The organism is Pseudomonas sp. H26/SER47-MNA-CIBAN-0231, from assembly GCF_040310465.1.
GTDB classification, from domain to species: domain Bacteria; phylum Pseudomonadota; class Gammaproteobacteria; order Pseudomonadales; family Pseudomonadaceae; genus Aquipseudomonas; species Aquipseudomonas atacamensis.
Window position 1 is genome coordinate 61,569 of record NZ_JBEOPW010000015.1, and the last position, 26,500, is coordinate 88,068.

At 59.5% G+C, this 26,500-nt stretch carries 23 protein-coding genes; 1 reads left to right on the top strand and 22 read right to left on the bottom strand.

Features of this window, described 5'->3' with window-relative positions; all coding sequences use genetic code 11:
- Positions 1 to 106: 106 nt before the first annotated feature.
- A complete protein-coding gene (locus AAEZ10_RS20645; RefSeq protein ID WP_073476033.1) occupies positions 107 to 1,003 on the top strand; it encodes a LysR substrate-binding domain-containing protein in 897 nt (298 codons plus the stop codon).
- Between the two features lie 143 nt (positions 1,004 to 1,146).
- On the opposite strand, the gene ispD is transcribed toward AAEZ10_RS20645, so the two are convergent.
- From ispD to tsf, 22 genes are all read right to left on the bottom strand, one after another.
- A complete protein-coding gene (gene ispD, locus AAEZ10_RS20650) occupies positions 1,147 to 1,854 on the bottom strand; it encodes a 2-C-methyl-D-erythritol 4-phosphate cytidylyltransferase (protein WP_122691745.1) in 708 nt (235 codons plus the stop codon).
- Complete coding sequence (gene ftsB, locus AAEZ10_RS20655) at positions 1,851 to 2,129, bottom strand: cell division protein FtsB (RefSeq protein WP_016771460.1); 279 nt, start codon at positions 2,127 to 2,129, stop codon at positions 1,851 to 1,853. The genes ispD and ftsB overlap by 4 nt, the downstream gene beginning before the upstream one ends.
- A 169-nt stretch (positions 2,130 to 2,298) precedes the next feature.
- Positions 2,299 to 3,588, bottom strand: a complete 1,290-nt coding sequence (gene eno / locus AAEZ10_RS20660) for a phosphopyruvate hydratase (RefSeq protein ID WP_041478121.1) — start codon at positions 3,586 to 3,588, stop codon at positions 2,299 to 2,301.
- Between the two features lie 155 nt (positions 3,589 to 3,743).
- Positions 3,744 to 4,589 carry a 3-deoxy-8-phosphooctulonate synthase gene (gene kdsA / locus AAEZ10_RS20665; RefSeq protein ID WP_073476037.1) on the bottom strand — a complete coding sequence of 282 codons (846 nt, stop codon included), beginning with the start codon at positions 4,587 to 4,589 and terminating at the stop codon, positions 3,744 to 3,746.
- Positions 4,590 to 4,593: 4 nt separating this feature from the next.
- On the bottom strand, positions 4,594 to 6,225 hold the full coding sequence (pyrG, locus tag AAEZ10_RS20670) for a CTP synthase (protein WP_016771462.1): 1,632 nt from the start codon (positions 6,223 to 6,225) through the stop codon (positions 4,594 to 4,596).
- Positions 6,226 to 6,499: 274 nt separating this feature from the next.
- Entirely contained in the window at positions 6,500 to 7,828 is a 1,329-nt protein-coding gene (gene tilS / locus AAEZ10_RS20675; protein WP_350570778.1) for a tRNA lysidine(34) synthetase TilS, read from the bottom strand.
- A 131-nt stretch (positions 7,829 to 7,959) separates the two neighbouring features.
- On the bottom strand, positions 7,960 to 8,907 hold the full coding sequence (locus AAEZ10_RS20680; protein WP_016771465.1) for an acetyl-CoA carboxylase carboxyltransferase subunit alpha: 948 nt from the start codon (positions 8,905 to 8,907) through the stop codon (positions 7,960 to 7,962).
- A 139-nt stretch (positions 8,908 to 9,046) separates the two neighbouring features.
- Positions 9,047 to 12,568, bottom strand: coding sequence for a DNA polymerase III subunit alpha (dnaE, locus tag AAEZ10_RS20685; protein ID WP_110645898.1), 3,522 nt, complete (start codon positions 12,566 to 12,568; stop codon positions 9,047 to 9,049).
- 76 nt (positions 12,569 to 12,644) lie between these two features.
- Entirely contained in the window at positions 12,645 to 13,271 is a 627-nt protein-coding gene (rnhB, locus tag AAEZ10_RS20690) for a ribonuclease HII (protein WP_016771466.1), read from the bottom strand.
- A gap of 11 nt (positions 13,272 to 13,282) precedes the next feature.
- Positions 13,283 to 14,413 carry a lipid-A-disaccharide synthase gene (lpxB, locus tag AAEZ10_RS20695; protein WP_056783217.1) on the bottom strand — a complete coding sequence of 377 codons (1,131 nt, stop codon included), beginning with the start codon at positions 14,411 to 14,413 and terminating at the stop codon, positions 13,283 to 13,285.
- Between the two features lie 2 nt (positions 14,414 to 14,415).
- Positions 14,416 to 15,192 (bottom strand): acyl-ACP--UDP-N-acetylglucosamine O-acyltransferase, encoded by a 777-nt coding sequence (gene lpxA, locus AAEZ10_RS20700; protein ID WP_073476048.1) that lies wholly within the window; start codon positions 15,190 to 15,192, stop codon positions 14,416 to 14,418.
- Positions 15,189 to 15,629, bottom strand: a complete 441-nt coding sequence (fabZ, locus tag AAEZ10_RS20705; RefSeq protein ID WP_016771469.1) for a 3-hydroxyacyl-ACP dehydratase FabZ — start codon at positions 15,627 to 15,629, stop codon at positions 15,189 to 15,191. Before fabZ ends, lpxA begins: the two co-directional genes overlap by 4 nt.
- Before the next feature lie 106 nt (positions 15,630 to 15,735).
- Entirely contained in the window at positions 15,736 to 16,791 is a 1,056-nt protein-coding gene (gene lpxD, locus AAEZ10_RS20710) for a UDP-3-O-(3-hydroxymyristoyl)glucosamine N-acyltransferase (RefSeq protein ID WP_256810352.1), read from the bottom strand.
- Between the two features lie 3 nt (positions 16,792 to 16,794).
- Entirely contained in the window at positions 16,795 to 17,298 is a 504-nt protein-coding gene (locus tag AAEZ10_RS20715; RefSeq protein WP_003222140.1) for an OmpH/Skp family outer membrane protein, read from the bottom strand.
- A 45-nt stretch (positions 17,299 to 17,343) separates the two neighbouring features.
- Positions 17,344 to 19,719 carry an outer membrane protein assembly factor BamA gene (gene bamA, locus AAEZ10_RS20720; RefSeq protein WP_073476050.1) on the bottom strand — a complete coding sequence of 792 codons (2,376 nt, stop codon included), beginning with the start codon at positions 19,717 to 19,719 and terminating at the stop codon, positions 17,344 to 17,346.
- 74 nt (positions 19,720 to 19,793) lie between these two features.
- Positions 19,794 to 21,146, bottom strand: a complete 1,353-nt coding sequence (gene rseP, locus AAEZ10_RS20725) for a sigma E protease regulator RseP (protein ID WP_110600137.1) — start codon at positions 21,144 to 21,146, stop codon at positions 19,794 to 19,796.
- 54 nt (positions 21,147 to 21,200) lie between these two features.
- Positions 21,201 to 22,391 (bottom strand): 1-deoxy-D-xylulose-5-phosphate reductoisomerase, encoded by a 1,191-nt coding sequence (gene ispC / locus AAEZ10_RS20730; protein ID WP_350570783.1) that lies wholly within the window; start codon positions 22,389 to 22,391, stop codon positions 21,201 to 21,203.
- Positions 22,388 to 23,194 carry a phosphatidate cytidylyltransferase gene (locus AAEZ10_RS20735; protein ID WP_073476058.1) on the bottom strand — a complete coding sequence of 269 codons (807 nt, stop codon included), beginning with the start codon at positions 23,192 to 23,194 and terminating at the stop codon, positions 22,388 to 22,390. The genes ispC and AAEZ10_RS20735 overlap by 4 nt, the downstream gene beginning before the upstream one ends.
- A complete protein-coding gene (gene uppS, locus AAEZ10_RS20740; protein ID WP_016771475.1) occupies positions 23,194 to 23,949 on the bottom strand; it encodes a polyprenyl diphosphate synthase in 756 nt (251 codons plus the stop codon). The genes AAEZ10_RS20735 and uppS overlap by 1 nt, the downstream gene beginning before the upstream one ends.
- Before the next feature lie 14 nt (positions 23,950 to 23,963).
- Positions 23,964 to 24,521, bottom strand: coding sequence for a ribosome recycling factor (gene frr, locus AAEZ10_RS20745; RefSeq protein ID WP_130899905.1), 558 nt, complete (start codon positions 24,519 to 24,521; stop codon positions 23,964 to 23,966).
- On the bottom strand, positions 24,518 to 25,261 hold the full coding sequence (pyrH, locus tag AAEZ10_RS20750) for a UMP kinase (protein ID WP_011332683.1): 744 nt from the start codon (positions 25,259 to 25,261) through the stop codon (positions 24,518 to 24,520). The genes frr and pyrH overlap by 4 nt, the downstream gene beginning before the upstream one ends.
- 207 nt (positions 25,262 to 25,468) lie before the next feature.
- On the bottom strand, positions 25,469 to 26,332 hold the full coding sequence (gene tsf / locus AAEZ10_RS20755; protein WP_016771476.1) for a translation elongation factor Ts: 864 nt from the start codon (positions 26,330 to 26,332) through the stop codon (positions 25,469 to 25,471).
- Between the last annotated feature and the right edge of the window lie 168 nt (positions 26,333 to 26,500).

Below are 26,500 nucleotides of genomic sequence, written 5' to 3' on the forward strand. Positions count from 1 at the left end.
CAGTGAACCCAATAAATAAAAAAGCAGACAGACAGTGTAGTTCAGCGCTTCCTGAGGAATAATCCGGACCAAAGCAAAACATTATTGCCATACAGGGATAATCCAAGTGTCGGAAAACCGCTGGGAAGGTATCGACGAGTTTGTTGCCGTCGCCGAATGCAATCAATTCACTGCCGCTGCCGAGCGTCTTGGGGTTTCTTCCTCACACATCAGTCGACAAATCGTACGGCTCGAAGAGCGTTTGCAGACGCGGCTGCTCTACCGCAGCACCCGGCGGGTGACGCTGACCGAGGCCGGGCAGACTTTCCTGCAACATTGCCAGCGCCTGCAGGACGGCCGCGAAGAAGCGTTGCGCGCGGTGGGCGATCTGACCAGCGAACCGAAAGGCATGCTGCGCATGACCTGCGCGGTGGCCTACGGCGAACGCTTTATCGTGCCGCTGGTGACTCGCTTCATGGGGCTGTACCCGCAGCTGCGTATCGATATCGAGCTGAGCAATCGCCAGCTGGATCTGGTGCATGAAGGGCTGGATCTGGCAATTCGTCTGGGTCGGCTACAGGATTCGCGCTTGGTCGCGACACGCCTGGCGCCACGGAGAATGTACCTGTGCGCGTCGCCTTCCTACCTGGAACGGTATGGGCGCCCACACAGTTTGTCGGAATTGAGTCGACACAATTGCCTGATCGGCAGTTCGGATATCTGGCAACTGGAACAGAACGGGCGGGAATTTTCCCAGCGGGTGCAGGGCAACTGGCGTTGCAACAGTGGGCAGGCGGTGCTGGATGCGGCGCTTCAGGGTGTCGGATTGTGTCAGTTGCCGGACTATTACGTGCTCGAGCACCTGCACAGCGGCGCGCTGATTTCCTTGCTCGAGGCGCATCAGCCGCCTAATACGGCGGTGTGGGCGCTGTATCCGCAGCAGCGGCATCTGTCGCCGAAGGTGCGCAAGTTGGTGGATTTTCTTAAAGAAGGGTTGGCTGAGCGGGCGGAGTATCGAAGCTGAGTGATGGGTTGTTCGTGCGGCCGCCTTCGCGAGCAAGCTCGCTCCCACAGTGGACGTGCAGTGACTGCAAATCTGGTGTCAGGCGCAAATCAAATGTGGGAGCGAGCTTGCTCGCGAAGGCGGCGCAATGGGCGCCACAGCAATCAGCGGCGGTTAGCCCATCGCTGGCGCAACCACTCCAGGTCTTCCGGCCGAGTCACCTTGAGGTTATCCGCCCGCCCTTCGATCAGACGCGGTGCCAGACCGGCCCATTCCATCGCCGAAGCTTCATCGGTGATCACGGCATCCGCAACCAGGCTGTCGGCCAACGCCCGATGCAACGCACCGAGGCGGAACATCTGCGGTGTATACGCCTGCCAGATCACGCTGCGATCCACGGTTTCAACCACACGTCCGTTGTCATCAACGCGTTTTAGCGTGTCGCGAGCAGGAACCGCCAACAGACCGCCGACCGGGTCATCCGCGAGTTCGGCAAGCAACTTGTCGAGATCATCGCGACTCAGATTCGGCCGGGCCGCATCGTGCACCAGCACCCAATCGTCATCGTCGGCACCTTGCGCATGCAGATGCAGCAAGGCGTTTAGCACCGAAGCGGAACGCTCCGCCCCGCCATCAACCCGCTGAATGCGCGGATCGTTGACGCATGCCAGATTCGGCCAATAGGGATCATCGACAGCAAGACTGACCACCAGGCCCTTGAGGCTCGGGTGATCAAGGAAACAGCCGAGGCTGTGTTCGAGAATTGTGCGCCCGCCCAGTTGCAGATATTGCTTGGGACGGTCCGCGGCCATTCGGGCACCGACGCCCGCAGCAGGAATCACGGCCCAGAAGGCCGGCAGGGAATCGATCATTGGGCCAACTGGTAAAGGGTTTCGCCGTCCTTGACCATGCCCAGTTCGTGACGAGCCCGCTCTTCGACGGTCTCCATGCCTTTCTTCAGCTCGCTGACTTCAGCGTCCATCACCCGGTTGCGCTCCAGCAGGCCTTCGTTTTCGGCATGTTGCTCGGCGATCTGCTGTTTCAGCTCGGCGACCTGCGCCAGACTGCCATTGCCCACCCACAGGCGGTACTGCAGACCGGCCAGCAGCAAGAGCAAAACAAGAAACAACCAGTAAGGACTGCGCATCGAATATCAGGTATCCAGTGAAAAAAGACAGCCACGCATAATGTTGCAGCATCTGATAGCACGAAGCCTGGAAAGATCCAGGCTTGTGCTTAAGGCATCAGATTAGTGGCAAATCCATCGCTGTCACGACTTTTCCGACACAATCCGGTGTCCTTTGATCAGGTTGCGCTTAACCGCGGAACTCGGCACGGCCGTTGTACTTGGCCTTGCCGTTCAACTGCTCTTCGATACGCAGCAGTTGGTTGTACTTGGAAACGCGGTCGGAGCGGCACAGCGAACCGGTCTTGATCTGGCCAGCCGAGGTGCCCACAGCCAGGTCGGCAATGGTCGAATCTTCGGTTTCGCCGGAGCGGTGCGAGATCACGGCGGTGTAACCGGCAGCCTTGGCCATCTGGATGGCTTCCAGGGTTTCGGTCAGGGTGCCGATCTGGTTGAACTTGATCAGGATCGAGTTGGCGATCTTTTTATCGATGCCTTCTTTGAGGATCTTGGTATTGGTCACGAACAGGTCGTCGCCCACCAGCTGGGTCTTCTCGCCGATCTTGTCGGTGAGGATTTTCCAGCCAGCCCAGTCGGATTCGTCCAGACCGTCTTCGATGGAGATGATCGGGTAACGCTCGGTCAGGCCTTTGAGGTAGTCGGCGAAACCTTCAGCAGTGAACACCTGGCCTTCACCGGACAGGTTGTACTTGCCGTCTTCGTAGAACTCGCTCGCGGCGCAGTCCAGTGCCAGGGTCACGTCGGTGCCCAGCTTGTAACCGGCGTTGGCCACAGCTTCGGAGATCACTTTCAGCGCGTCTTCGTTGGAAGCCAGGTTCGGTGCGAAACCGCCTTCGTCGCCAACGGCGGTGCTCAGGCCACGGGCCTTCAGCACGGCTTTCAAGTGATGGAAAATCTCGGTGCCCATGCGCAGACCTTCCGAGAAAGACTTCGCGCCAACTGGCTGGACCATGAATTCCTGGATGTCGACGTTGTTATCGGCGTGCTCGCCACCGTTGATGATGTTCATCATCGGGACCGGCATCGAGTACACACCCGGGGTGCCGTTGAGGTTGGCGATGTGTGCGTACAGCGGCAGATCCTGATCCTGCGCAGCTGCCTTGGCCGCAGCCAGGGACACGGCGAGGATGGCGTTGGCGCCCAGGGTCGCTTTGTTTTCGGTACCGTCGAGCTTGATCATCGCTTGGTCGAGGGCTTTCTGGTCGCTCGGGTCGGTGCCCAGCAGCAGATCGCGGATCGGACCGTTGATGTTGGCTACCGCCTTGAGCACGCCCTTGCCCAGGTAACGGCTCTTGTCGCCATCACGCAGCTCGAGCGCTTCACGCGAGCCAGTGGATGCACCGGACGGCGCGCAGGCGCTGCCGATGATGCCGTTGTCGAGAAGCACGTCCGCTTCCACGGTGGGATTGCCACGGGAGTCGAGAACTTCACGACCTTTGATGTCGACGATTTTTGCCATTGTTGTAAACACTCCAAAGTTGACGAAAACGACGCAGCTAGAAGAAATCTTTATCGTCGGCAAGCGAAGTACAGCGGGCAGACTTGCAGACGACAACGCTCACGCCCGAGGGCATGAGCGACAAATCGTGCGGTACTTTACCGGAGAATCGAGCGTTACGCGGTTTCTACCGTCGGAAAACTCTTCACCAGTTCGTCCAGAGCTTTGAGCTGGGCCAGGAATGGCTCCAGTTTGTCCAGACGCAAGGCGCAAGGGCCGTCGCATTTGGCGTTGTCCGGATCCGGATGCGCTTCGAGGAACAGACCCGCCAGCGACTGGCTCATGCCGGCCTTGGCCAGATCCAGAACCTGGGCACGGCGACCGCCGGCGGAGTCGGCACGACCGCCAGGCATTTGCAGCGAGTGGGTCACGTCGAAGAACACCGGGTATTCGAACTGCTTCATGATGCCGAAGCCGAGCATGTCGACCACGAGGTTGTTGTAGCCGAAGCTCGAACCACGCTCGCAGAGAATCAACTGATCGTTACCGGCTTCCACGCACTTGTTCAGGATGTGTTTCATTTCCTGAGGCGCGAGGAACTGGGCTTTCTTGATGTTGATCACGGCATTGGTCTTGGCCATCGCGACAACCAGATCGGTCTGGCGCGACAGGAAGGCCGGCAGCTGAATGATGTCGCAGACTTCAGCGACGACCGCAGCCTGATCCGGCTCGTGGACGTCGGTGATGATCGGCACGCCGAACGCTTGCTTGATGTCCTGGAAGATGCGCATGCCCTCTTCCAGGCCAGGACCGCGATACGAGGTCACAGAAGAACGGTTGGCCTTGTCGAAGCTGGCCTTGAACACGTAAGGGATACCGAGTTTCTCGGTGACCTTCACGTACTCTTCGCAAACCTGCATGGCCATGTCACGGCTTTCCAGCACGTTCATGCCGCCGAACAGGACCATGGGTTTGTCGTTGGCAATCTCGATGTCGCCGACGCGGATGATCTTCTGTGCCATCGGGTTACGCCTTCTTCTGGTGTTGAGCCAACGCGGCTTTGACGAAACCGCTGAACAGCGGATGACCGTCGCGTGGGGTCGAGGTGAACTCAGGGTGGAACTGGCAGGCGACGAACCATGGATGATCCGGCGCTTCAACCACTTCGACCAGCGCAGCATCGGCGGAGCGACCGGAAATCTTCAGGCCGGCTTCGATGATCTGCGGCAGCAGGTTGTTGTTCACTTCGTAACGGTGACGGTGACGCTCAACGATCACGTCCTTGCCGTAGCAATCATGGACTTTGGAGCCCGGCTCAAGCAGGCAATCCTGTGCGCCGAGACGCATGGTGCCGCCCAGATCGGACGCTTCGGTACGCACTTCGACAGCGCCGGTGGCGTCTTCCCACTCGGTGATCAGACCGACAACCGGATGGCCGCTGGCACGATCGAACTCGGTGGAGTTGGCGTCTTTCCAGCCCAGCACGTTACGGGCGAACTCGATGACCGCCACTTGCATGCCCAGGCAGATGCCGAGGTACGGAACCTTGTTTTCGCGAGCGTACTGAACGGCAGTGATCTTGCCTTCCACGCCACGCAGACCGAAGCCGCCCGGCACCAGAATCGCGTCGACACCTTCGAGCAGCGCAGTGCCCTGGTTCTCGATGTCTTCGGAATCGATGTAGCGCAGGTTGACCTTGGTGCGGTTGCTGATACCGGCATGACTCATCGCTTCGATCAGCGACTTGTAGGCGTCGAGCAGTTCCATGTACTTGCCGACCATGGCGATGGTCACTTCGTGTTCCGGGTTCAGCTTGGCATCGACCACTGCGTCCCACTCGGACAGGTCGGCGCTGCCGCACTGCAGACCGAAACGCTCAACGACGAAATCGTCCAGACCCTGCGAATGCAGGATGCCCGGGATCTTGTAGATGGTATCGGCGTCTTCCAGCGCGATTACCGCACGCTCTTCAACGTTGGTGAACTGGGCGATCTTGCGACGCGAGGACACGTCGATCGGGTGATCGGAACGGCACACCAGCACGTCTGGCTGCAGACCGATCGAACGCAGTTCCTTGACGGAGTGCTGGGTCGGTTTGGTCTTGGTTTCGCCAGCGGTGGCGATGTACGGCACCAGCGTCAGATGCATCAGCATCGCGCGCTTGGCGCCGACTTCGAAACGCAACTGGCGGATGGCTTCGAGGAACGGTTGCGACTCGATGTCACCGACGGTGCCACCGATTTCGACCATCGCCACGTCAGCGTCACCGGCACCCTTGATGATGCGGCGCTTGATTTCGTCGGTGATATGCGGGATTACCTGGATGGTTGCACCCAGGTAGTCGCCACGGCGCTCTTTGCGCAGCACGTGCTCGTAGACACGGCCGGTGGTGAAGTTGTTGTTCTGGGTCATGGTCGTGCGGATGAACCGCTCGTAGTGCCCCAGATCCAGGTCGGTCTCGGCGCCGTCATGGGTGACGAACACTTCACCGTGCTGGAACGGACTCATGGTGCCTGGATCGACGTTGATGTACGGATCCAGCTTCAGCATGGTGACCTTAAGCCCCCGCGCCTCCAGGATAGCCGCCAATGAAGCCGAGGCAATGCCCTTCCCCAATGAAGAAACAACACCGCCCGTGACGAATATGTAGCGCGTCATGAAAAACCCTAGAAGTCTGCGTTAAAGCGGAACGAGCCGCCGGGGAAAGCGAAGGAAGGCCGAAGCCCCCGATCACCTGCATTAATCACAGTGCACCTTTCGAAAAAACCGCCGCGTTGTGACAGACCGGCAGATGAAACACCGGTACGTTGCTCGCTACACATTTTTTGGAATCGCCCAGCAAAGACTGCTTGGTAATCGGCAACTCCTGCAATTCAGGCGAATCCACAGAAGTTGTATCAAGAAGGGAGCGTAGTCTACCGGAATGCTCCTTTCAGCTCAAACCTTGATCTTCGTCTGTTGGCTGCCAGTGCAATGTCCAGCCTTCGTCCATCTGACCATCAAGACCCGGCTGGTTCGCCACGGCGAGCAATTCTTCGTCACGAAACAGCAGCGGCAATCTGCCACGCACGAAGGCCGGCACCGCGCGCTCGTTGAGCAGACGCTTGAGATCCCGGCTACCGCGCTCGGCCAGTTGCATGACCTCACCGCCCTGCCGATAGGCAATACGCAAAGGCCCGGCTGGAGCTTGCCCGTGGAGCATGACGCGTCCGTTATCCGGCAAGCGTAGCGCTGAAGTCGGGGTCTGCCAGTCGGCGCCGATCACTGGCGTGCGCAACCAATTGCCGCTCAGCCACCAGACGCGCCCGGCGCTGCGGTGCAGCTCGCCGTCGGCCAGACGCCAGATCGGAGAAGCGTCGGCGCCGGCATTGCACAGCGTTGTCCAACCCGACCAATGGTCAGCATCCGGCAGCCGGGTCAATGGTTCGAGCCAGTGGCTGAGGGCATTTCGCTGGCGCGCGTCAGACAACGCCGTCAATGGTGTCAGCTCCAGCGATGGCACACCCAGCCAAGCGAATTCATGGGGCGTTTCGGCTTGGGCGAGATCAATCTGCGCCAGCTCATCGAGCAAGCCCTGCGCCTCACGCAGATGCGCAGCCGTTCGCGCCATGCTGGCCTGCGCTTGCGGCCAGCGCTCGGCCAGCAGCGGCATGACTTGATGGCGCAGGTAGTTGCGGGAAAACTGGTGATCCTGATTCGACGGGTCTTCGATCCAGCGCAACTGATGCGCCTGTGCATAACTTTCCAGCTCGGCGCGGCTGACGTCGAGCAACGGTCGAACCAGCGTGCCCTGCCCCACTGGGCGCCGCTGCGGCATTGCGCCGAGTCCGCGTACACCGGCACCGCGCAACAGCCGAAACAGCAGCGTTTCCGCTTGGTCATCGCGGTGCTGGCCAGTCAGCAACACGTCATTGGTCTGCGTCAGCGAACTGAACACCGCGTAACGCGCATCCCGCGCCGCCCGCTCCAGGCTCGCCCCGCCCTTTACGGTCACCCGCTTCACTTGCAGCGGCACGCCCAGCGCATCGCAAACGTCTTGGCAATGTTGCGGCCACGCATCGGCCGCAGCCTGAAGGCCGTGGTGGATATGAATGGCGCTGAGCGCAGGGAGGGATTCAGTGTTCGCCAGGGTGGCGAGCAGATGCAGGAGGACGGTGGAATCGAGGCCACCGGAGAAGGCGATGCGCCAGTGAGCGACGTGGCGCCAGGGCTCAAGGTTCAGCAGAAGACGGGATGGCAAATCAATCGGGGACTGGCCCATATCTGCACCTTTTCCTGGTCCTCTGTGGGAGCGAGCCTGCTCGCGAAAGCGATTTGACATTCAACAATTTCGTCGACTGTCATACCGGTTTCGCGAGCAGGCTCGCTCCCACAGGGATAGCACGCGTCTGATTAGAGACCGTAGCTCATCAGGCGATCGTAACGGCGCTTGAGCAGCGCTTCGTTATCGAACTGCTTGAGCATCGCCAGTTGCGAGCTCAGCTCGGCGCGGATCGAAGCGGCGGCAGCAGCCGGGTCACGATGGGCGCCGCCCAGTGGCTCGCTGATCACTTTGTCGACGATACCCAGGCCTTTCAGACGCTCAGCGGTGATGCCCATTGCTTCTGCGGCATCCGGTGCTTTCTCGGCAGTCTTCCACAGGATCGATGCGCAACCTTCTGGCGAGATCACCGCGTAGGTCGAATATTGCAGCATGTTCAATTGATCGCAGACGCCGATGGCCAGTGCGCCGCCGGAACCACCCTCACCAATTACGGTGGCGATGATCGGGGTCTTCAACCGCGCCATCACACGCAGGTTCCAGGCAATCGCTTCGCTCTGGTTGCGCTCTTCAGCGTCGATGCCAGGGTAGGCACCCGGGGTGTCGATGAAAGTCAGGATAGGCATCTTGAAGCGCTCGGCCATCTCCATCAGACGGCAGGCCTTGCGGTAGCCTTCCGGACGCGGCATGCCGAAGTTGCGGCGAACTTTCTCACGCACTTCACGGCCCTTCTGGTGGCCGATGATCATCACCGGCTGGTCTTCCAGACGGGCGATACCGCCAACGATGGCAGCGTCGTCGGAGAAATGACGGTCGCCGTGCAGTTCGTCGAACTCGGTGAAGATGTGCTCGATGTAATCGAGGGTATACGGGCGTTTCGGGTGACGCGCCAGGCGTGCGATCTGCCAGCTGGTCAGCTTGCCGAAGATATCTTCGGTCAGCGTCTTGCTCTTGTCCTGCAGGCGGGAGATCTCATCGCCGATATTCAGCGAATTGTCATTACCGACCAAGCGCAACTCTTCGATCTTGGCTTGCAGGTCGGCGATCGGCTGTTCGAAATCTAGAAAATTCGGGTTCATAGGCGTCCGTCTTGGGTCGTGTCCCAAGTGAGCTTGGGCCGGCCGGTTGTCTATTCGCGCCCTACCTTAAGGGAGAGGCGCGCTGAGGTCGAGATTAAAAATTCAGGTTGCGGGCAAGCGCAATGATGGCACTTGCCGGTCAACGGTATTGGAGGAAGACGTTGTCTCGCCCGAACTGGTCACGCAGGGCTTGAATCAAGGTATCCGCCGGGTCGATCCGCCAGGTCTCGCCGAACTGCAGCAAGGTCTTCGCATCCGGGCTGGTGTACTCCATGGTCACCGGGCACGCGCCGCGATGACGCTTGAGCAGTTCGCCCAACCAGCGTAGCTGATCGCCTTTGAGATCCTGGGTGTGCAGCTTCAGGCGCAGGCTCTCGGCCAGATTGGTCCGCGCATCTTCCATGCTCATCACGCGCTTGACCCGCAGGCGCAGGCCGCCGGAGAAGTCGTCGTTGCTGACCTCGCCTTCGACCACCACCATCGCGTCGGTCTGCAACAGTGATTGCGCCGAATGGAACGCATCGGCAAACAGCGACGCTTCGATCCGCCCGGAACGGTCGTCGAGGGTGATGAAGCCCATCTTGTCGCCTTTCTTGTTCTTCATCACCCGCAGGGCAATGATCATCCCCGCTACGGTTTGCGTGTCACGCGCCGGTTTCAGGTCGATGATGCGCTGGCGGGCGAAACGGCGGATCTCGCCTTCGTATTCGTCGATCGGGTGACCGGTCAGGTACAGGCCCAGGGTGTCTTTTTCACCCTTGAGGCGTTCCTTGAGAGTCAGCTCCTTGGCCTTGCGATGGGACGCGTAGACGTCGGCATCTTCTTCGACGAACAAGCCGCCAAACAGGTCGGCGTGACCAGAGTCGTGGGTCCGCGCAGTCTGCTCGGCCGCCTTGATCGCCTCTTCCATCGCCGCCAGCAATACCGCGCGGTTACGGTCGATGTTGGCTTGATAGGCCTTTTGTTCGTCGTGGAAATACGGGCCGAGGCGATCCAGCGCGCCGCTGCGAATCAGTCCGTCGAGGGTGCGCTTGTTGATGCGCTTGAGGTCGACCCGCGCGCAGAAATCGAACAGATCCTTGAACGGACCGGCCTGACGCGCTTCGGTGATCGCTTCCACCGGACCTTCACCGACGCCTTTGATCGCGCCGAGGCCGTAAACGATGCGGCCGTCGTCGTTCACCGTGAACTTGAACTCCGAAGTGTTCACGTCCGGCGCATCGAGGCGCAGCTTCATCGTCCGCACTTCCTCGATCAAGGTCACGACCTTGTCGGTGTTGTGCATATCCGCCGAGAGTACCGCAGCCATGAACGGCGCCGGGTAGTGAGCTTTCAGCCAGGCAGTCTGGTACGACACCAGGCCGTAAGCGGCGGAGTGGGATTTGTTGAAGCCGTAACCGGCGAACTTTTCCACCAGGTCGAAAATGTTACCGGCAAGATCCGCATCGATCCCGTTGGTCGCGCAACCCTCAATGAAACCGCCGCGCTGCTTGGCCATTTCTTCAGGCTTTTTCTTACCCATCGCTCGACGCAGCATGTCCGCACCGCCGAGGGTGTAACCGGCCATGACCTGAGCAATCTGCATCACCTGTTCCTGATACAGGATGATGCCGTAAGTCGGCGCGAGTACCGGCTTCAGGCCGTCATACTGGTAGTCCGAGTGCGGATACGCCAGTTCGGCGCGACCGTGCTTACGGTTGATGAAGTCGTCCACCATGCCCGATTGCAGCGGGCCCGGACGAAACAGTGCCACCAGTGCGATCAAGTCTTCCAGGCAGTCGGGCTTGAGCTTTTTGATCAGCTCTTTCATGCCCCGGGATTCAAGCTGGAACACCGCCGTGGTTTCGGCTTTTTGCAGCAACTGGTAGGTCGGCTTGTCGTCCAGCGGGATAAAGGCGATATCCAGCGGCGGCTCGTTGACCTTGGCGCGGTCGCGGTTGATGGTTTTCAGCGCCCAGTCGATGATCGTCAGGGTACGCAGGCCGAGGAAGTCGAACTTCACCAGACCGGCGGCCTCAACGTCGTCCTTGTCGAACTGGGTCACCAGACCGTCACCGGCCTCGTCGCAATAGATCGGCGAGAAGTCGGTCAGTTTGGTCGGCGCGATTACCACACCACCGGCGTGTTTGCCGACGTTACGCACCACGCCCTCGAGTTTGCGCGCCATCTCCCAGATTTCCGCCGCTTCTTCATCGACCTTGATGAAGTCACGCAGGATCTCTTCCTGCTCGTAGGCTTTTTCCAGGGTCATGCCGACTTCGAACGGAATCATCTTCGACAGACGATCCGCCAGGCCATAGGACTTGCCCTGCACCCGCGCCACGTCACGGACCACAGCCTTGGCGGCCATGGAACCGAAGGTGATGATCTGGCTCACCGCATTGCGGCCGTATTTCTCGGCCACGTAATCGATCACCCGGTCACGGCCGTCCATGCAGAAGTCGACGTCGAAGTCGGGCATCGAGACCCGTTCCGGGTTGAGGAAACGTTCGAACAGCAGGTCATATTCCAGCGGGTCGAGGTCGGTGATCTTCTGTACGTAAGCCACCAGCGATCCGGCACCCGACCCACGGCCCGGACCTACCGGTACGCCGTTGTTCTTGGCCCACTGGATAAAGTCCATCACGATCAGGAAGTAACCGGGGAAGCCCATCTGGATGATGATATCCAGCTCGAAATTCAGGCGGTCGACGTAGACCTGGCGCTTGGCTTCGTAGTCTTCGGTGGTGTCCTTGGGCAGCAGCACCGCCAGGCGTTCTTCGAGCCCTTCGAAGGAGACCTTGCGGAAATATTCGTCGATGGTCATGCCATCGGGAATCGGGAAGTTGGGCAGGAAGTGCGTGCCCAGCTTCACTTCGATGTTGCAGCGCTTGGCGATCTCGACGGTGTTTTCGATGGCGTCGGGAATATCGCTGAACAGCTCGAGCATTTCCTCGGCGCTTTTCAGGTATTGCTGATCGCTGTAATTCTTCGAGCGGCGCGGGTCATCGAGGGCGCGGCCCTCACCGATGCACACGCGGGTTTCGTGTGCGGCGAAGTCTTCCTGCTTGATGAAACGCACATCGTTGGTCGCCACCAGCGGCGCACCGAGCTTGTCGGCCAGCGCCACGGCGCCATGCAGCTGTTCTTCATCGTTGGGGCGGTTGGTGCGCTGGATTTCCAGATAGAAACGATCCGGGAACACCGCCATCCACTCGCGGGCCAGCGATTCGGCTTCCGCCGGGTTGCCGCCGATCATGGCCATGCCGATCTCGCCTTCTTTGGCGGCGGACAGCATGATCAAACCTTCGTTGGCCTCAGCCACCCATTCGCGCTCGACGATGACCATGCCGTTGCGCTGGCCTTCGATGAAGCCGCGCGAGATCAGCTCGGTGAGATTGCGATAACCCTGAGCGTTCATCACCAGCAGGCTGAGGCGACTCAGCGGCGCATCCGGGTCCTTGTTCGCCAGCCACAGGTCGGCGCCGCAAATCGGCTTGATGCCGGCGCCCATGGCGTTTTTATAGAACTTGACCAGGGAACACATGTTGTTCTGGTCGGTGACCGCGACCGCCGGCATGTTCATGGCGGTCAGCGCTTTGACCAGCGGCTTGATCCGCACCAGCCCGTCGACCAGGGAGTATTCAGTGTGCAGGCGTAGATGAACGAATGAAGCCGGCATAGTGATCCTGTCCAGTTACATAGAGACAACGAGGCCCGGATTGTACCGGGCCTCGAATAAAACATCAGCCTTGCGCCTAAACCTGCGTCAGGCTTTCCCGCGCCTCGTAAGCCAGGCGTACCGGGGCGAACGAGCGGCGGTGAATCGGCGTCGGGCCGAGCCGCGCCAGCGCTTCCAGATGAACGGGCGTCGGATAGCCTTTGTGGCCACCGATGCCGTAGCCCGGGTAGATCAATTCGAACGCCGCCATTTCGCGGTCACGACTGACCTTGGCCAGAATCGACGCCGCCGCGATCGCCGGCACCTTGCCGTCGCCCTGAATCACCGCCTCGGCACGCATCGGCAAATGCGGGCAGCGGTTACCGTCGATCATCGCCAGCTTCGGCTGAATATGCAGACCGGCAACCGCGCGCTGCATGGCCAGCATGGTCGCGTGGAGGATATTCAGATCGTCGATTTCTTCAACTTCGGCACGGGCGATGCACCAGCTCAGGGCTTTCTCGCAGATCTCGTCGTAGAGTTTTTCGCGCTTGGCTTCGGTGAGTTTTTTCGAATCGTCGAGGCCGAGGATCGGCCGGTTCGGATCGAGAATCACTGCCGCCGTCACCACCGCACCGCACAACGGGCCACGACCGACTTCATCAACACCGGCGACCAGTTCTTCGACTTCGGCTACCAGAGTGAAATCCAGGCCCATTTGCATGCTTGTCTTGCTCATTGTGGTTTGCCGATCAGGTCAAGGACGGCTTGCGCCGCCTGATTGGAAGCATCGCGCCGCAGCGTGCGGTGGATCTCGTCGAAGCCACGGGTCTGTTCATCACCGCCATCGATCAATGGCGACAGCGTCTGCGCCAAGGCCTCGACAGTCGCATCATCCTGCAACAACTCCGGCACCAGCAAGCGCTGAGCAAGCAAATTGGGCAGCGACACGTACGGGCTCTTGACCATGCGTTTGAGAATCCAGAACGTCAGCGGCGCCAACCGATACGCCACCACCATCGGCCGCTTGTACAGCAGCGCTTCAAGGGTAGCAGTGCCGGAGGCGATCAACACCGCGTTGCACGCGGCCAGGGCCAGATGAGATTTACCGTCGAGCAAGGTTACCGGCAAATCCCGGCCAGCAAGCAAGGCCTCGAGTTGCACCCGGCGTTCCGGGTTTGCACAAGGCATGACAAAGCGCACGCCCGGACGCATCGCGCGCAGACGTTCGGCGGTGTCGAGGAACAGCGCACCGAGGCGACTGACTTCACCGCCACGGCTGCCCGGCATCAACGCTACCAGCGGACCGTCGGGCAAACCCAGCTCGGCGCGTGCAGCGGCGCGGTCGGCTTGCAGCGGAATGGTATCGGCCAAGGTGTGACCGACGAAACGCACCGGCACGCCTTTCTCTTCGTAGAATTTCGCTTCGAACGGCAACAGGGTCAGCATCAGATCGCAGCCTTCGCGGATCTTCAGCACCCGCTTCTGCCGCCACGCCCATACCGACGGGCTGACGTAATGCACGGTCTTGATCCCGGCCTGACGCAGCTTGAGTTCGATATTGAGGTTGAAATCCGGCGCATCTATGCCGATGAACACGTCCGGTTTCGCGGCGATGAGCGTGGCGATCAGCTCCTTGCGGCGCTTGAGCAACTCACGCAGCCGACCGAGGACTTCGACCAGGCCCATGACCGACAGGCGCTCCATGGGGAAGTACGAGGTCAGGCCTTCGGCCTGCATCAGCGGACCGCCGACACCGATGAACTCGACTGCCGGATGCTGAGCCTTGAGCGCACGCATGAGGCCGGCGCCGAGAATGTCACCGGAAGCCTCACCCGCCACCAGCGCAATACGCAGATTGGCCATGATCAGCGGGTGATGCCGCGAGTCGATGCCTGGATCGAATCGCGGAACACGGCGACTTCAGGGAACTGCGCAGACGACTCGGCCAGTTCGGCCAACGCCTGCTCGACCGTCAGGCCCTGGCGATAGACCGTCTTGTAGGCGCGGCGCAGCGCATGAATTGCGTCTTCGCTGAAACCGCGACGGCGCATGCCTTCGAAGTTCATGCTGCGCGCTTCGGCCGGGTTGCCGAACACGGTGACGAACGCCGGAACATCCTTGCCGATCGCCGTGCCCATGCCGGAAAAGCTGTGGGCGCCGATGTGGCAGTACTGATGCACCAGGGTGAAACCGGAGAGGATCGCCCAGTCGTCAACGTGTACATGCCCGGCCAACGCAGTGTTGTTGACCAGAATGCAGTGGTTGCCGATGACGCTGTCATGGCCGATGTGGGCATAGGCCATGATCAGGTTGTGATCACCCAGGGTGGTTTCCGAACGGTCCTGCACGGTGCCACGGTGAATGGTCACGCCTTCACGGATGACGTTGTGGTCGCCGATCACCAGGCGGGTTTCCTCGCCTTTGTACTTCAGATCCGGGGTGTCTTCGCCTACCGAAGAAAACTGGTAGATGCGATTGTGCTTACCAATGCGGGTCGGCCCCTTGAGGATCACGTGCGGCCCGATCACGGTACCCTCGCCGATTTCCACACCTGCGCCGATGATCGACCACGGGCCGACCTCGACGCCGTCAGCCAGAACGGCGGACGGATCGATGATTGCGCGAGGGTCAATCAAACTCATACTTTCTGTTCCGCGCAGATGATTTCTGCCGAGCAGACCGGCTTGCCGTCCACCGAAGCCTGGCACTCGAACTTCCAGATCTTGCGCTTGCAGCTGATGAAGGTCGCTTCAAGGATCAACTGATCGCCCGGCTTGACTGGCTGGCGGAAGCGCAGCTTGTCGGAACCGACGAAGTAATACAGGGTGCCGTCGGCCGGTTTGACGTCGAGCATCTTGAAACCGAGGATCCCGGCAGCCTGAGCCATCGCTTCGATGATCAGCACGCCCGGCATGATTGGATGCGCAGGGAAGTGACCGTTGAAGAACGGCTCATTGATGCTGACATTCTTGTAGGCGCGAATTCGCTTGCCTTCAGTGTCCAGTTCCACCACCCGGTCCACCAGCAGGAACGGGTAACGGTGAGGCAGGTATTCGCGAATCTCGTTGATGTCCATCATTTCAGGGGAAAGCCTATGTAAAGATTGGGAGCGCGACTGACGCGCACTCCTCTAGCAAATCAAGGAGGCAGTCCAGAGGCTGTGCACACTTGATATGGAAATGGTATCAGCCATCAGATGAAGCATTGCCGTCAGGGGTCACTTCCCCAACGCGCTTTTCCAGCTGTTTCAACCGTCGCGCGATGTCATCGAGCTGACGGATGCGGGCCGCGCTTTTGCGCCATTCGGCCGCCGGTTGCATGGCTGTGCCGGAAGAATAGGCGCCCGGCTCGGTAATCGAGTGGGTCACCATGGTCATCCCGGTCAGGAAAACGTTGTCGCAAATGTCAATGTGGCCGACCAGACCAACACCGCCGGCGAGCATGCAGTGCTTGCCGATTTTGGTGCTGCCGGAAATGCCGACGCACGCGGCCATGGCGGTGTGATCACCGACCTGGACGTTGTGCGCGATCTGAATCTGGTTGTCGAGCTTCACGCCATTGCCAATCACGGTATCGGCCAGAGCGCCGCGGTCGATGGCGGTGTTCACGCCGATCTCGACATCGTCGCCGATGGTCACGCCACCGATCTGGGCGATTTTCTGCCAGACGCCTTTTTCGTTGGCGAAGCCGAAGCCCTCACCGCCGATCACTGCGCCGGACTGAATAACCACACGCTTGCCGATGCGCACATCGTGATACAGCGTAACGCGCGGAGCGAGCCAGCCGCCTTCACCGATTTCGCTGCGCGCGCCGACTACGCAATGCGCGCCCAGCGTCACCTCTGCAGCGATTCGCGCACCGGCTTCGATCACCACGAACGGACCGATGCTGGCACTCGGGTCAACCACCGCGTCCGCCGCGATCACCGCTGTCGGATGAATCCCGCCAGCCGCTTTTGGCTTTGGATCGAACAGATGCGAGATGCGTGCATAGGCCAGGTAAGGGTCCGGCACCACCAAGGCATTACCTGCGAAACCTTCGGCGTCGGCTTCCTTGAGCAGCAGTGCAGCTGCTTGAGAACCGGCCAGGTATTTGCGGTATTGGGGATTTGCCAGAAAGCTCAACTGAGCTGGGCCAGCCTCTTGCAAAGTGGCTAGCCCAGTAATTTGCGTCTCGGGGTCGCCACGCAGGGTGGCGCCGAGGTGCTCGGCCAACTGGCCGAGCCTGATAGTCACGGTCATGGGTTACTTCAGCTGATTCATGCGCTCGATAACCTGGCGCGTGATGTCGTACTGAGGTTTGACATCGATGACTGCGCCACGCTCGAACACCAGATCAAAACCACCCTTCTTGATGACTTCTTCCACAGCGCTGTCCAGCTTCGGCTTCAGCTGCTTGAGCATTTCACGGTCAGCAACGGCCTTGGCTTCGTTCAGCTCCTTGGACTGGAACTGGAAGTCGCGGGCCTTTTGCTTGAATTCCAGCTCCAGACGCTCACGCTCGCCCTGCTGCATTTTGTCGCCACCCGCCATCAGACGGTCCTGAATGCCTTTGGCGCTGCTTTCCAGGGTTTTCAGCTTGGTCAGTTGCGGACCGAACTTCTTCTCGGCATCCACGGCGTACTTCTTCGCCGCGTCGGATTCCAGCAGTGCCATCTGATAGTTCAGCACGGCAATTTTCATGTCGGCGAACGCCGGGCCTGCCACCAGTACGGAGGCCAGGAGAACCAATTGAGTCAACTTACGCACGATGCACTCCTACAAAATCCATTGTCGTTGTCTTGGGTCAGACGCTTAGAACGTCTGGCCGAGGGAGAATTGGAACACTTGAGTTTCAGCGTCATCCGGTTTCTTGACCGGCATCGCCAGCGCAAAGCTCAAAGGACCCAGTGCGGTGACCCAGGTCACGCCGACACCTACGGAACTGGCCATGTTGCTCAGGCTGATGTCGTTGCACTTGGTGTTGGACGACGAACCATTGGCGTTCGTAGTGTCCTTGCACTGCGAGTCAAACACGTTACCGACATCCCAGAAGACCGAAGTACGCAGGGACCGCTGATCCTTGACGAATGGCAGCGGGAACAGAACTTCTACACCGCCCTGGATCAGGACGTTACCACCGAACGGCAGCGGATCCTGGTCCGGGTCGGCGATAGTGCCAGGGTTGTTACCACGGCTCGGCGTACTGCGCGGGCCGAGGGTGCTGTCCTTGAAGCCACGAACCGAGTTGAAACCACCGGCATAGTAGTTTTCATAGAACGGCAGACCATCGGTCGAACCGTAACCATCGCCATAACCGAGTTCGGAGTGCAGGCGCAGTGTGTAGTTTTCGGTGATCGGCTGGAACAGCTGACCACGGTAGTCAAGTTTGAAGAACGACAGGTCGCTGCCAGGAATGGTGGTTTCCAGGGTCAGGCTCTGGGAACGACCACGGGTCGGCAACACGCCTTTGTTCAGGGTCGACTCGGACCAACCGGCCGAGGCCTTGAAGTTCAGGTAGTTGTCGCCTTCCTTCTCGACGAAATCGAAAATCTCGTCAACGGTATAGCGACCGGTGTTGATCTTGTCCTGCTGGGCAGACAGACCGAAGGTCAGACGCGAAGTCTCACTGATCGGGTAGCCGACGTTTACGCCCGCACCGAGGCTGTCTACCGCATAGCTGGAAATATCAGCATCGAGTTCATCGTAGTCGGTGGTGCGATAGAACGCGTTGTAACCCAGGCTCACGCCATCAGCGGTCCAGTAGGGGTCAACGTAGCCGAAGTTGTAGCGGCTCTGGTATTCGCTGCGGGTCAGGCCGATGCTGACGCGGTTACCGGTACCGAGGAAGTTGTTCTGGGTGATCGAACCACCGAGGATCAAACCGGCGCTCTGCGCGAAACCGACGCTGGCGGTGATCGAACCGGAAGCCTGTTCTTCAACGGCGTAGTTCACATCGACCTGGTCGTCGACACCTGGCACGGCCGGGGTTTCAACGTTGACTTCCTTGAAGAAGCCCAGGCGCTCTAGACGGGTCTTGGACTGGTCAATCAGGTAGGTCGAAGCCCAGCCACCTTCCATCTGACGCATTTCACGACGCAGCACTTCGTCCTCGGACTTGGTGTTGCCACGGAAATTGATGCGGTTGACGTAGGCACGCTTGCCCGGATCGACAGCGAAGAGGATGTCCACAGTGTGGTCATCATCGTGCGGCTGAGGCACGCCGTTGACGTTGGCGAAGGTGTAGCCCTCGTTACCCAGACGACGGGTGATCAGCTCGGAGGTGGTGGTCATCAGCTTGCGCGAAAACACCTGCCCCTTCTGCACGAGCAACAGCGACTTGATCTGGTCTTCAGGGACTTTCAGGTCACCGCTGAGCTTGACGTCACGAACGGTGTACTTCTCGCCTTCGGTGACGTTGACAGTAATGTAGACGTGCTTCTTGTCCGGGGTAATCGAGACCTGGGTCGAAGCGATGTCCATGTTGATATAGCCGCGATCCAGATAGTAGGAACGCAGACGCTCCAGGTCACCGGAAAGTTTTTCGCGGGCATATTTGTCATCGTTCTTGAAGAACGACAGCCAGTTGGTGGTTTTCAGTTCGAACAGGTCGGTCAGGTCTTCCTCAGGGAAAACCGTATTGCCTACCACGTTGATGTGCTGAATGGCGGCAACGGTACCTTCGTTGATCTTCACCTTCAGACCCACGCGGTTACGCGGCTGCGAAACCACTTCGGTGTCAACGGTTGCCGAGTAGCGACCCTGGGCGACGTACTGACGTTGCAGTTCGTTACGCACACCCTCGAGGGTGGCGCGCTGGAAGATTTCGCCTTCGGCCAGACCGGATTGCTTGAGGCCCTTCATCAGGTCTTCAGTAGAGATCGCCTTGTTGCCTTCGATTTCGATACTGGCGACCGAAGGACGTTCGACCACGGTGATGACCAGAACGTTGCCTTCGCGGCCCAGCTGGATATCTTGAAAGAAACCGGTTTTGAACAACGCACGAGTGGATTCCACCAGGCGACGATCATCCGCCTGCTCGCCGACGTTCAACGGCAAGGCACCAAAGACGCTACCCGCGGAGACCCGCTGGAGGCCATTGACGCGAATATCAGAGATAGTGAAGGACTCGGCGTGAACTTCGGCGATCATCAATACGGTGAGAACCGCAGTTAGCAGCAGACGTTTCATGAAGTCCTTTCTTATTCCAACTGGCAATAAACAAACTGCCGCAAAATGCGGCAGATTCGCAATTCAGCGAAGCGTTACAGTCGACCCAGATCGTTGACCAGAGCAAGCAACATCACCCCGACCACCAAACTGATACCGATCTGTATCCCCCAACCTTGCACCCGATCCGACAAGGGGCGACCACGCACCCACTCGATCAGATAAAACAACAAATGCCCCCCATCCAGTACAGGAATGGGCAGCAAATTCAGAACGCCCAGGCTAATACTCAGATAAGCAAGGAAATTCAGGAAATCAGCGACGCCCGACTGGGCAGAAGCGCCCGCCACTTTAGCAATGGTTATCGGTCCACTCAAGTTTTTTACCGAGAGCTCGCCGAACAGCATTTTCTTCAGTGAATCCAGCGTCAGAATGCTCATGGTCCAAGTGCGACGGGCACCCTCGCCAATCGCGGCCAGCGGGCCATAGCTGACTTCGCGGATCATTTCCGGTGGCCAGTCGATGGCTTTGACGCCAGCGCCCAGATAACCGCTTGGCGCTTTGCTTTCACCGCGTGCCGCCAGGGTCACAGGGACGTCGATTTGAGCATTGTCGCGCTCGATGCGCAGCATGATTTTGGTATCAGGACGCGTACGAACGGTATCGACCACTTGCTGCCAATCATCGAGCGGCTGGCCATCAAGCGCCAGCAATCGATCGCCGGTTTTCAGCCCCGCTGCCTGAGCCGGGCCTTTCGGATCCAGTTCGGCAAGCACCGGCGGCAACGCCGGACGCCATGGACGAATGCCCAAAGAGCGGATCGGATCCGGCTCGTCGGCGCCTTTTAGCCAGTTATCCAGTGCCAGCGTGCGCGGCGATTCTGCCGTCGAACCCTGCTCGCGCACCAGCAACTGAATCGCACCGCTCTCACCGAGACGACGCACCAGTTGCAGATTGACCGCCGCCCAACCCGAGGTCGGCTCGCCATCGATCGATACAATCTCCTGGCCAGCGTTCAGACCTGCCTTGGCGGCAATGCTGCCAGACTCGACTGCGCCGATGACCGGACGCACCTGCTCGCTGCCGAGCATCGCCAAGACCCAAAAGAAGACTAACGCCAGCAGGAAGTTAGCAATCGGGCCAGCGGCAACAATGGCGATACGCTGACGTACCGATTTGCGATTGAACGACTGATCGAGTTGATCGACCGGCACTTCGCCTTCGCGCTCGTCGAGCATCTTGACGTAGCCGCCCAAGGGAATCGCGGCGACCACGAATTCAGTGCCTTGCTTGTCATGCCAGCGCAGCAACGGCATGCCAAAGCCCACGGAAAACCGCAGAACCTTGACGCCACAGCGACGCGCGACCCAGAAGTGGCCGAATTCGTGAAAGGTGACCAGTACACCCAGGGCGATCAGGGTGCCGGCAATCATATAGAGCGCGCTCATCTACTTTCTCCGCAATCCTGTTCAGTGTCGCGTGTCGCCGTTGTGTTGCAAAAACTATCGGCCGTGCCGACTCAACCATTGCTCGGCCAGCAATCGCGCTTTCGCGTCCGCCGTAAATACGGCGTCGAGGTCGTGCAGCGCCACTACCGGCTCCAGATTCAAGACTTCCTCGATGATACTCGCGATTTCCAGGTAGCGAACCCGTCCGTCGAGAAACGCTGCCACGGCCACTTCATTGGCCGCGTTGAGCATCGCCGGCGCGCTGTCGCCAGCCTCGGCCGCCTGACGGGCCAAACGCAGGCAGGGGAAGCGGCTTTCATCGGGCGCCTCAAAATCCAGTCGCGCAATGGCGAACAGATCCAGTGGCGGTACGCCGGAATCGATACGCTCCGGCCAGGCCAGGGCGTTGGCGATCGGTGTGCGCATGTCCGGATTACCCAACTGCGCCAGGACCGAGCCATCGACGTAATCGACCAGAGAGTGGATCACGCTTTGCGGATGAATCACCACTTCGACCTGAGTCGGTTTGGCATCGAACAACCAGCAGGCTTCGATCAGTTCCAGACCCTTGTTCATCATGCTTGCCGAATCCACGGAGATCTTGCGCCCCATGGACCAGTTCGGATGCGCGCAAGCCTGTTCCGGCGAAACATGCGCCAGCTCGGACATCGGCGTCTGCCGGAAAGGACCGCCAGAGGCCGTCAGCAAGATCCGCCGCACACCCACCGAGCTCAAGCCGCGGGCGAAATCCGCTGGCATGCACTGAAAAATCGCGTTGTGCTCACTGTCGATCGGCAGCAGCACCGAGCCGCTTTTGCGCACCGCCTGCATGAACAGAGCGCCGGACATCACCAGCGCTTCTTTATTGGCCAGCAGAATCTTTTTGCCCGACTCGACCGCCGCCAGTGTCGGACGCAAACCCGCCGCACCGACAATGGCCGCCATGACCGCGTCGACTTCAGGCGCGGAGGCAACCTGACACAGGCCCTCCTCGCCTACCAGCACACGAGTCGGCAAACCGGCTGCACGCAAGTCATCCTGCAACCCACGCGCCGCAGCACCTTCAGGCACCACGGCAAACTGCGGCACATGACGCACGCACAAGGCGAACAACTCACTGAGGCGTGTGAAACCACTCAATGCAAAAACCTGATAACGCTCAGGATGACGCGCAATCACATCCAGGGTGCTCAGACCGATCGAACCGGTCGCACCCAACACGGTAATCTGCTGGGGACGACTCACGGTGCGGCCATCCAGAGCAATACGGCGAACACCGGAATGGCTGCGGTCAGGCTGTCGATGCGATCCAGCACGCCACCATGCCCGGGCAGCAGATTACTGCTGTCCTTGATGCCGGACTGGCGCTTGAACATGCTTTCGGTAAGGTCACCGACCACGGAAATGAAGACGATCACTGCCGCGCCGACCAGGCCTTTGAGCAGCTCGGCCACGGTCCAGTCGCGCACCAGCCCGACGATCGCGGTAATCACCAGACTCAGCGCCAGACCACCGTAAACACCTTCCCAGCTCTTGCCCGGACTGACCTGCGGCGCCAGCTTGCGCTTGCCGAACTTGCGTCCGGAGAAATAAGCGCCGATGTCCGCGCCCCAGACCAACACCATCACCGCCATGATCAACCAGTTACCCAGCGGGTACTGCTTGATCTGCACCAGACCCTGCCACGCAGGCAGCAGGATCAGCAGGCCGATCAGCAGCTTGGTTGCCGCCGTGGACCAGTGCGCGCTGGAGCGTGGATACGTCAGCACCAGATAAGTCGCAATCGCCCACCAGATCACCGATGCACCGAGCACCCAAGGCGCAAGGCCTGGCAGCACATACATGACAAACAACATCAAGGCGACCACAGCGGCAAAGCCGACGCGGAACGACTGTGCGGTGAAGCCGGCCAGACGCGCCCATTCCCAGGCACCGAGGCTCACCACCAGGCCAATGAACAGCGCGAAGCCGGCACCTTTGAGCAGGAAAAACCCGCACAAGGCAATCGGCAGCAGGATCAGTGCAGTGATGATTCGTTGTTTAAGCATTAAACCCGGGCTCCAGCTTCGACCTGCTCGCTCGTTTTACCGAAGCGACGCTGGCGTGAAGCGAAATCGGCCAGCGCGGTGCGCATGGCGTCGTGTTTGAAGTCCGGCCAGAACAGGTCGGAGAAGTACAGCTCGGCGTAGGCCAGCTGCCACAGCAGGAAGTTGCTGATGCGATGCTCGCCACCGGTGCGGATGCACAGGTCAGGCAACGGCAGATCGCCGGTAGCCAGGCAGGTCTGCAGCAGATCCGGAGTGATGTCCTCCGGGCGCAAGTGCCCGGCCTGGACTTCACGCGCCAGACGCTGCGCGGCCTGAGCGATATCCCACTGACCGCCATAATTGGCGGCGATCTGCAGGACAAAGCGGTTGGCACCGACCGTCATGGCCTCGGCCTCGCGCATCGCCGCCTGAAGCTCAGGGTGGAAGCGCGAGCGATCGCCAATGATGCGCAGGCTGATGTTGTTGTCGTTGAGACGCTTGGCCTCACGACGCAGCGCCTTGAAGAACAAATCCATCAAGGCACTGACCTCATCGGCCGGGCGCTGCCAGTTTTCACTGGAGAAGGCGAACAGGGTCAGGACTTCGACCTTGGCCTCAGCGCACACCTCGATCACCGCCCGCACAGCATCCACGCCCGCTTTATGCCCGGCGACACCCGGCATAAAGCGTTTTTTCGCCCAGCGATTATTGCCATCCATGATGATCGCGACATGGCGCGGCACCGCGGACGGCGCAGTCTGCTTGGTCTTGTCCATTTAAAGCTCGACCCTTATACGGCCATCAGGTCTTTTTCTTTTTGCGCCAGGTTCGCGTCGATTTGAGCCACGTACTTCTTGGTCAGATCGTCGATTTCGCCAGCAGCGCGACGCTCTTCGTCTTCGCTGATTTCTTTCTCTTTAACCAGATCCTTCAGCGAGCTGTTGGCATCGCGACGAATGTTGCGCACGGCAACACGAGCATCTTCAGCCACATCACGCGCCTGTTTGGTGAAGCCGCGACGGGTTTCTTCGGTCAGCGCCGGCATGCTGATCAGCAACAGCTCACCCAGGTTGGTCGGGTTCAAGTTCAGACCTGCACTGCCGATCGCTTTGTCGACAGCACCGAGCATGTTGCGCTCAAACGCGACAACCTGCAGGGTACGGGCGTCTTTGACAGTGATGTTGGCGACTTGCTTGATCGGGGTGTCAGCGCCGTAATACGGCACCATCACGCCTTCCAGGATGCTTGGGTGCGCCTGGCCGGTGCGGATACGGCCGAAGTTGTGAGCCAGGGACTCAACCGACTTCTGCATACGCTCTTGGGCGTCTTTCTTGATTTCGTTGATCATTGTTGAACTTCCTCGATCAGGGTTCCTTCAGCGCCGCCGTGCACGATGTTCAGCAGGGCGCCGGGCTTGTTCATGTTGAATACGCGCAGCGGCATCTTGTGATCGCGGCACAGGCAGATAGCAGTCAGATCCATTACACCCAGCTTGCGATCCAGTACTTCATCATAAGTCAGATGATCGAACTTCTCGGCATGCGGGTCTTTGAACGGGTCTGCGGTGTACACGCCATCAACCTTGGTGGCCTTGAGCACAACGTCAGCGTCGATTTCGATTGCACGCAGGCAGGCTGCCGAATCCGTGGTGAAGAACGGATTGCCGGTACCGGCCGCGAAGATCACGACATCCTTGGAGTTCAGGTGACGCATGGCTTTGCGGCGATCGTAGTGATCGGTCACACCGACCATGGAAATGGCCGACATGACGATGGCCGAGATATTGGCACGTTCCAGCGCATCGCGCATGGCCAGGGCGTTCATCACAGTGGCCAGCATGCCCATGTGGTCGCCCGTGACCCGATCCATACCGGCCTTGCTCAGGGCTTCGCCACGGAACAGGTTGCCACCGCCGATCACCAGACCGACCTGCACGCCGATGCCGACCAGTTGGCCGACTTCCAGCGCCATGCGATCCAGAACCTTCGGATCGATCCCGAACTCTTCCGAGCCCATCAGGGCCTCGCCGCTAAGCTTGAGTAGAATGCGTTTATAGCGAGCCTGATAACCACTGCCCTGCTGAGCCATTGCGAATCTCTCCTGCGGCGTATTTAAAATTCTTTGCGAGCTGTTTACAGCTGGCGTTCACTCTAGCTTGGCGCTGCTGCAGCGCCATCGGAACATGGCTTTGTAAGTCAGTTCCGGGTGGAAACCAATAAAAAATTGGTACCCCATCTGAAAAGAGGCTGCGCGCGTTAGCGGGCAGCCTCTTTCGGGCGACAGTTGAAAACCGTCTTATTGCTTGGCGGCAGCCAGCTGGGCAGCAACTTCTTCAGCGAAGTTGTCGACCGGCTTCTCGATGCCTTCGCCTACTTTGAAGTAGGTGAAGGAAACGATTTCAGCACCGGCTTTCTTGGCCAGTTCGCCAACCTTGACTTCAGGGTTCTTGACGAACGCCTGCTCGACCAGGCTCGCTTCTGCCAGGAACTTGCTGATACGGCCCTTGACCATGTTCTCAACAATGTTTTCTGGCTTGCCTTTGATCTTTTCTTCGTTCAGCTGCAGGAACACAGCTTTCTCACGCTCGATCGCTTCGTCGGAGACTTGCGAAGGCAGCAGGAACTCAGGGTTGCTTGCAGCAACGTGCATTGCGATGTCTTTGGCCAGCTCGACGTCACCGCCTTTCAGGACAACAGCAACACCGATCTTGTTACCGTGCAGGTAGGTGCCGACAACGTCACCTTCTACGCGTACCAGACGACGGATGTTGACGTTCTCGCCGACTTTGGCAACCAGCGCTTCACGAGCCGATTCCTGAGCGGCGATCAGCGGAGCTGCGTCGGTCAGTTTTTCGTCGAAAGCTTTTTCTACGCTGGCAGCAACGAAGTTCTTGAAGTCGTCTTGCAGGGCCAGGAAGTCGGTCTGCGAGTTGACTTCCAGCAGCACGGCTGCCTTGTCATTCGATTTGATGGCGATTGCGCCTTCAGCGGCAACGTTGCCAGCTTTTTTCGCAGCCTTGATGGCGCCCGAAGCACGCATGTCATCAATGGCTTTTTCGATGTCGCCGTCAGCCTTTTCCAGGGCTTTCTTGCAATCCATCATGCCTTCGCCGGTACGCTCGCGCAGTTCTTTGACCAACGCTGCAGTAATTGCTGCCATTTTCAAATTCCTCTTGGATAGGTTTTCAACCATTCCACCCGATCGAACGGGCGTTCAATTCTTCCCGAACCACCCATGTTGGCTGCCGCACATGACAAATACAGACGTGGGCGCCGACAAATGGTTTTCGAGGTGGCAAAAAGGGGGCCAAGCCCCCTTTTTGCTTAC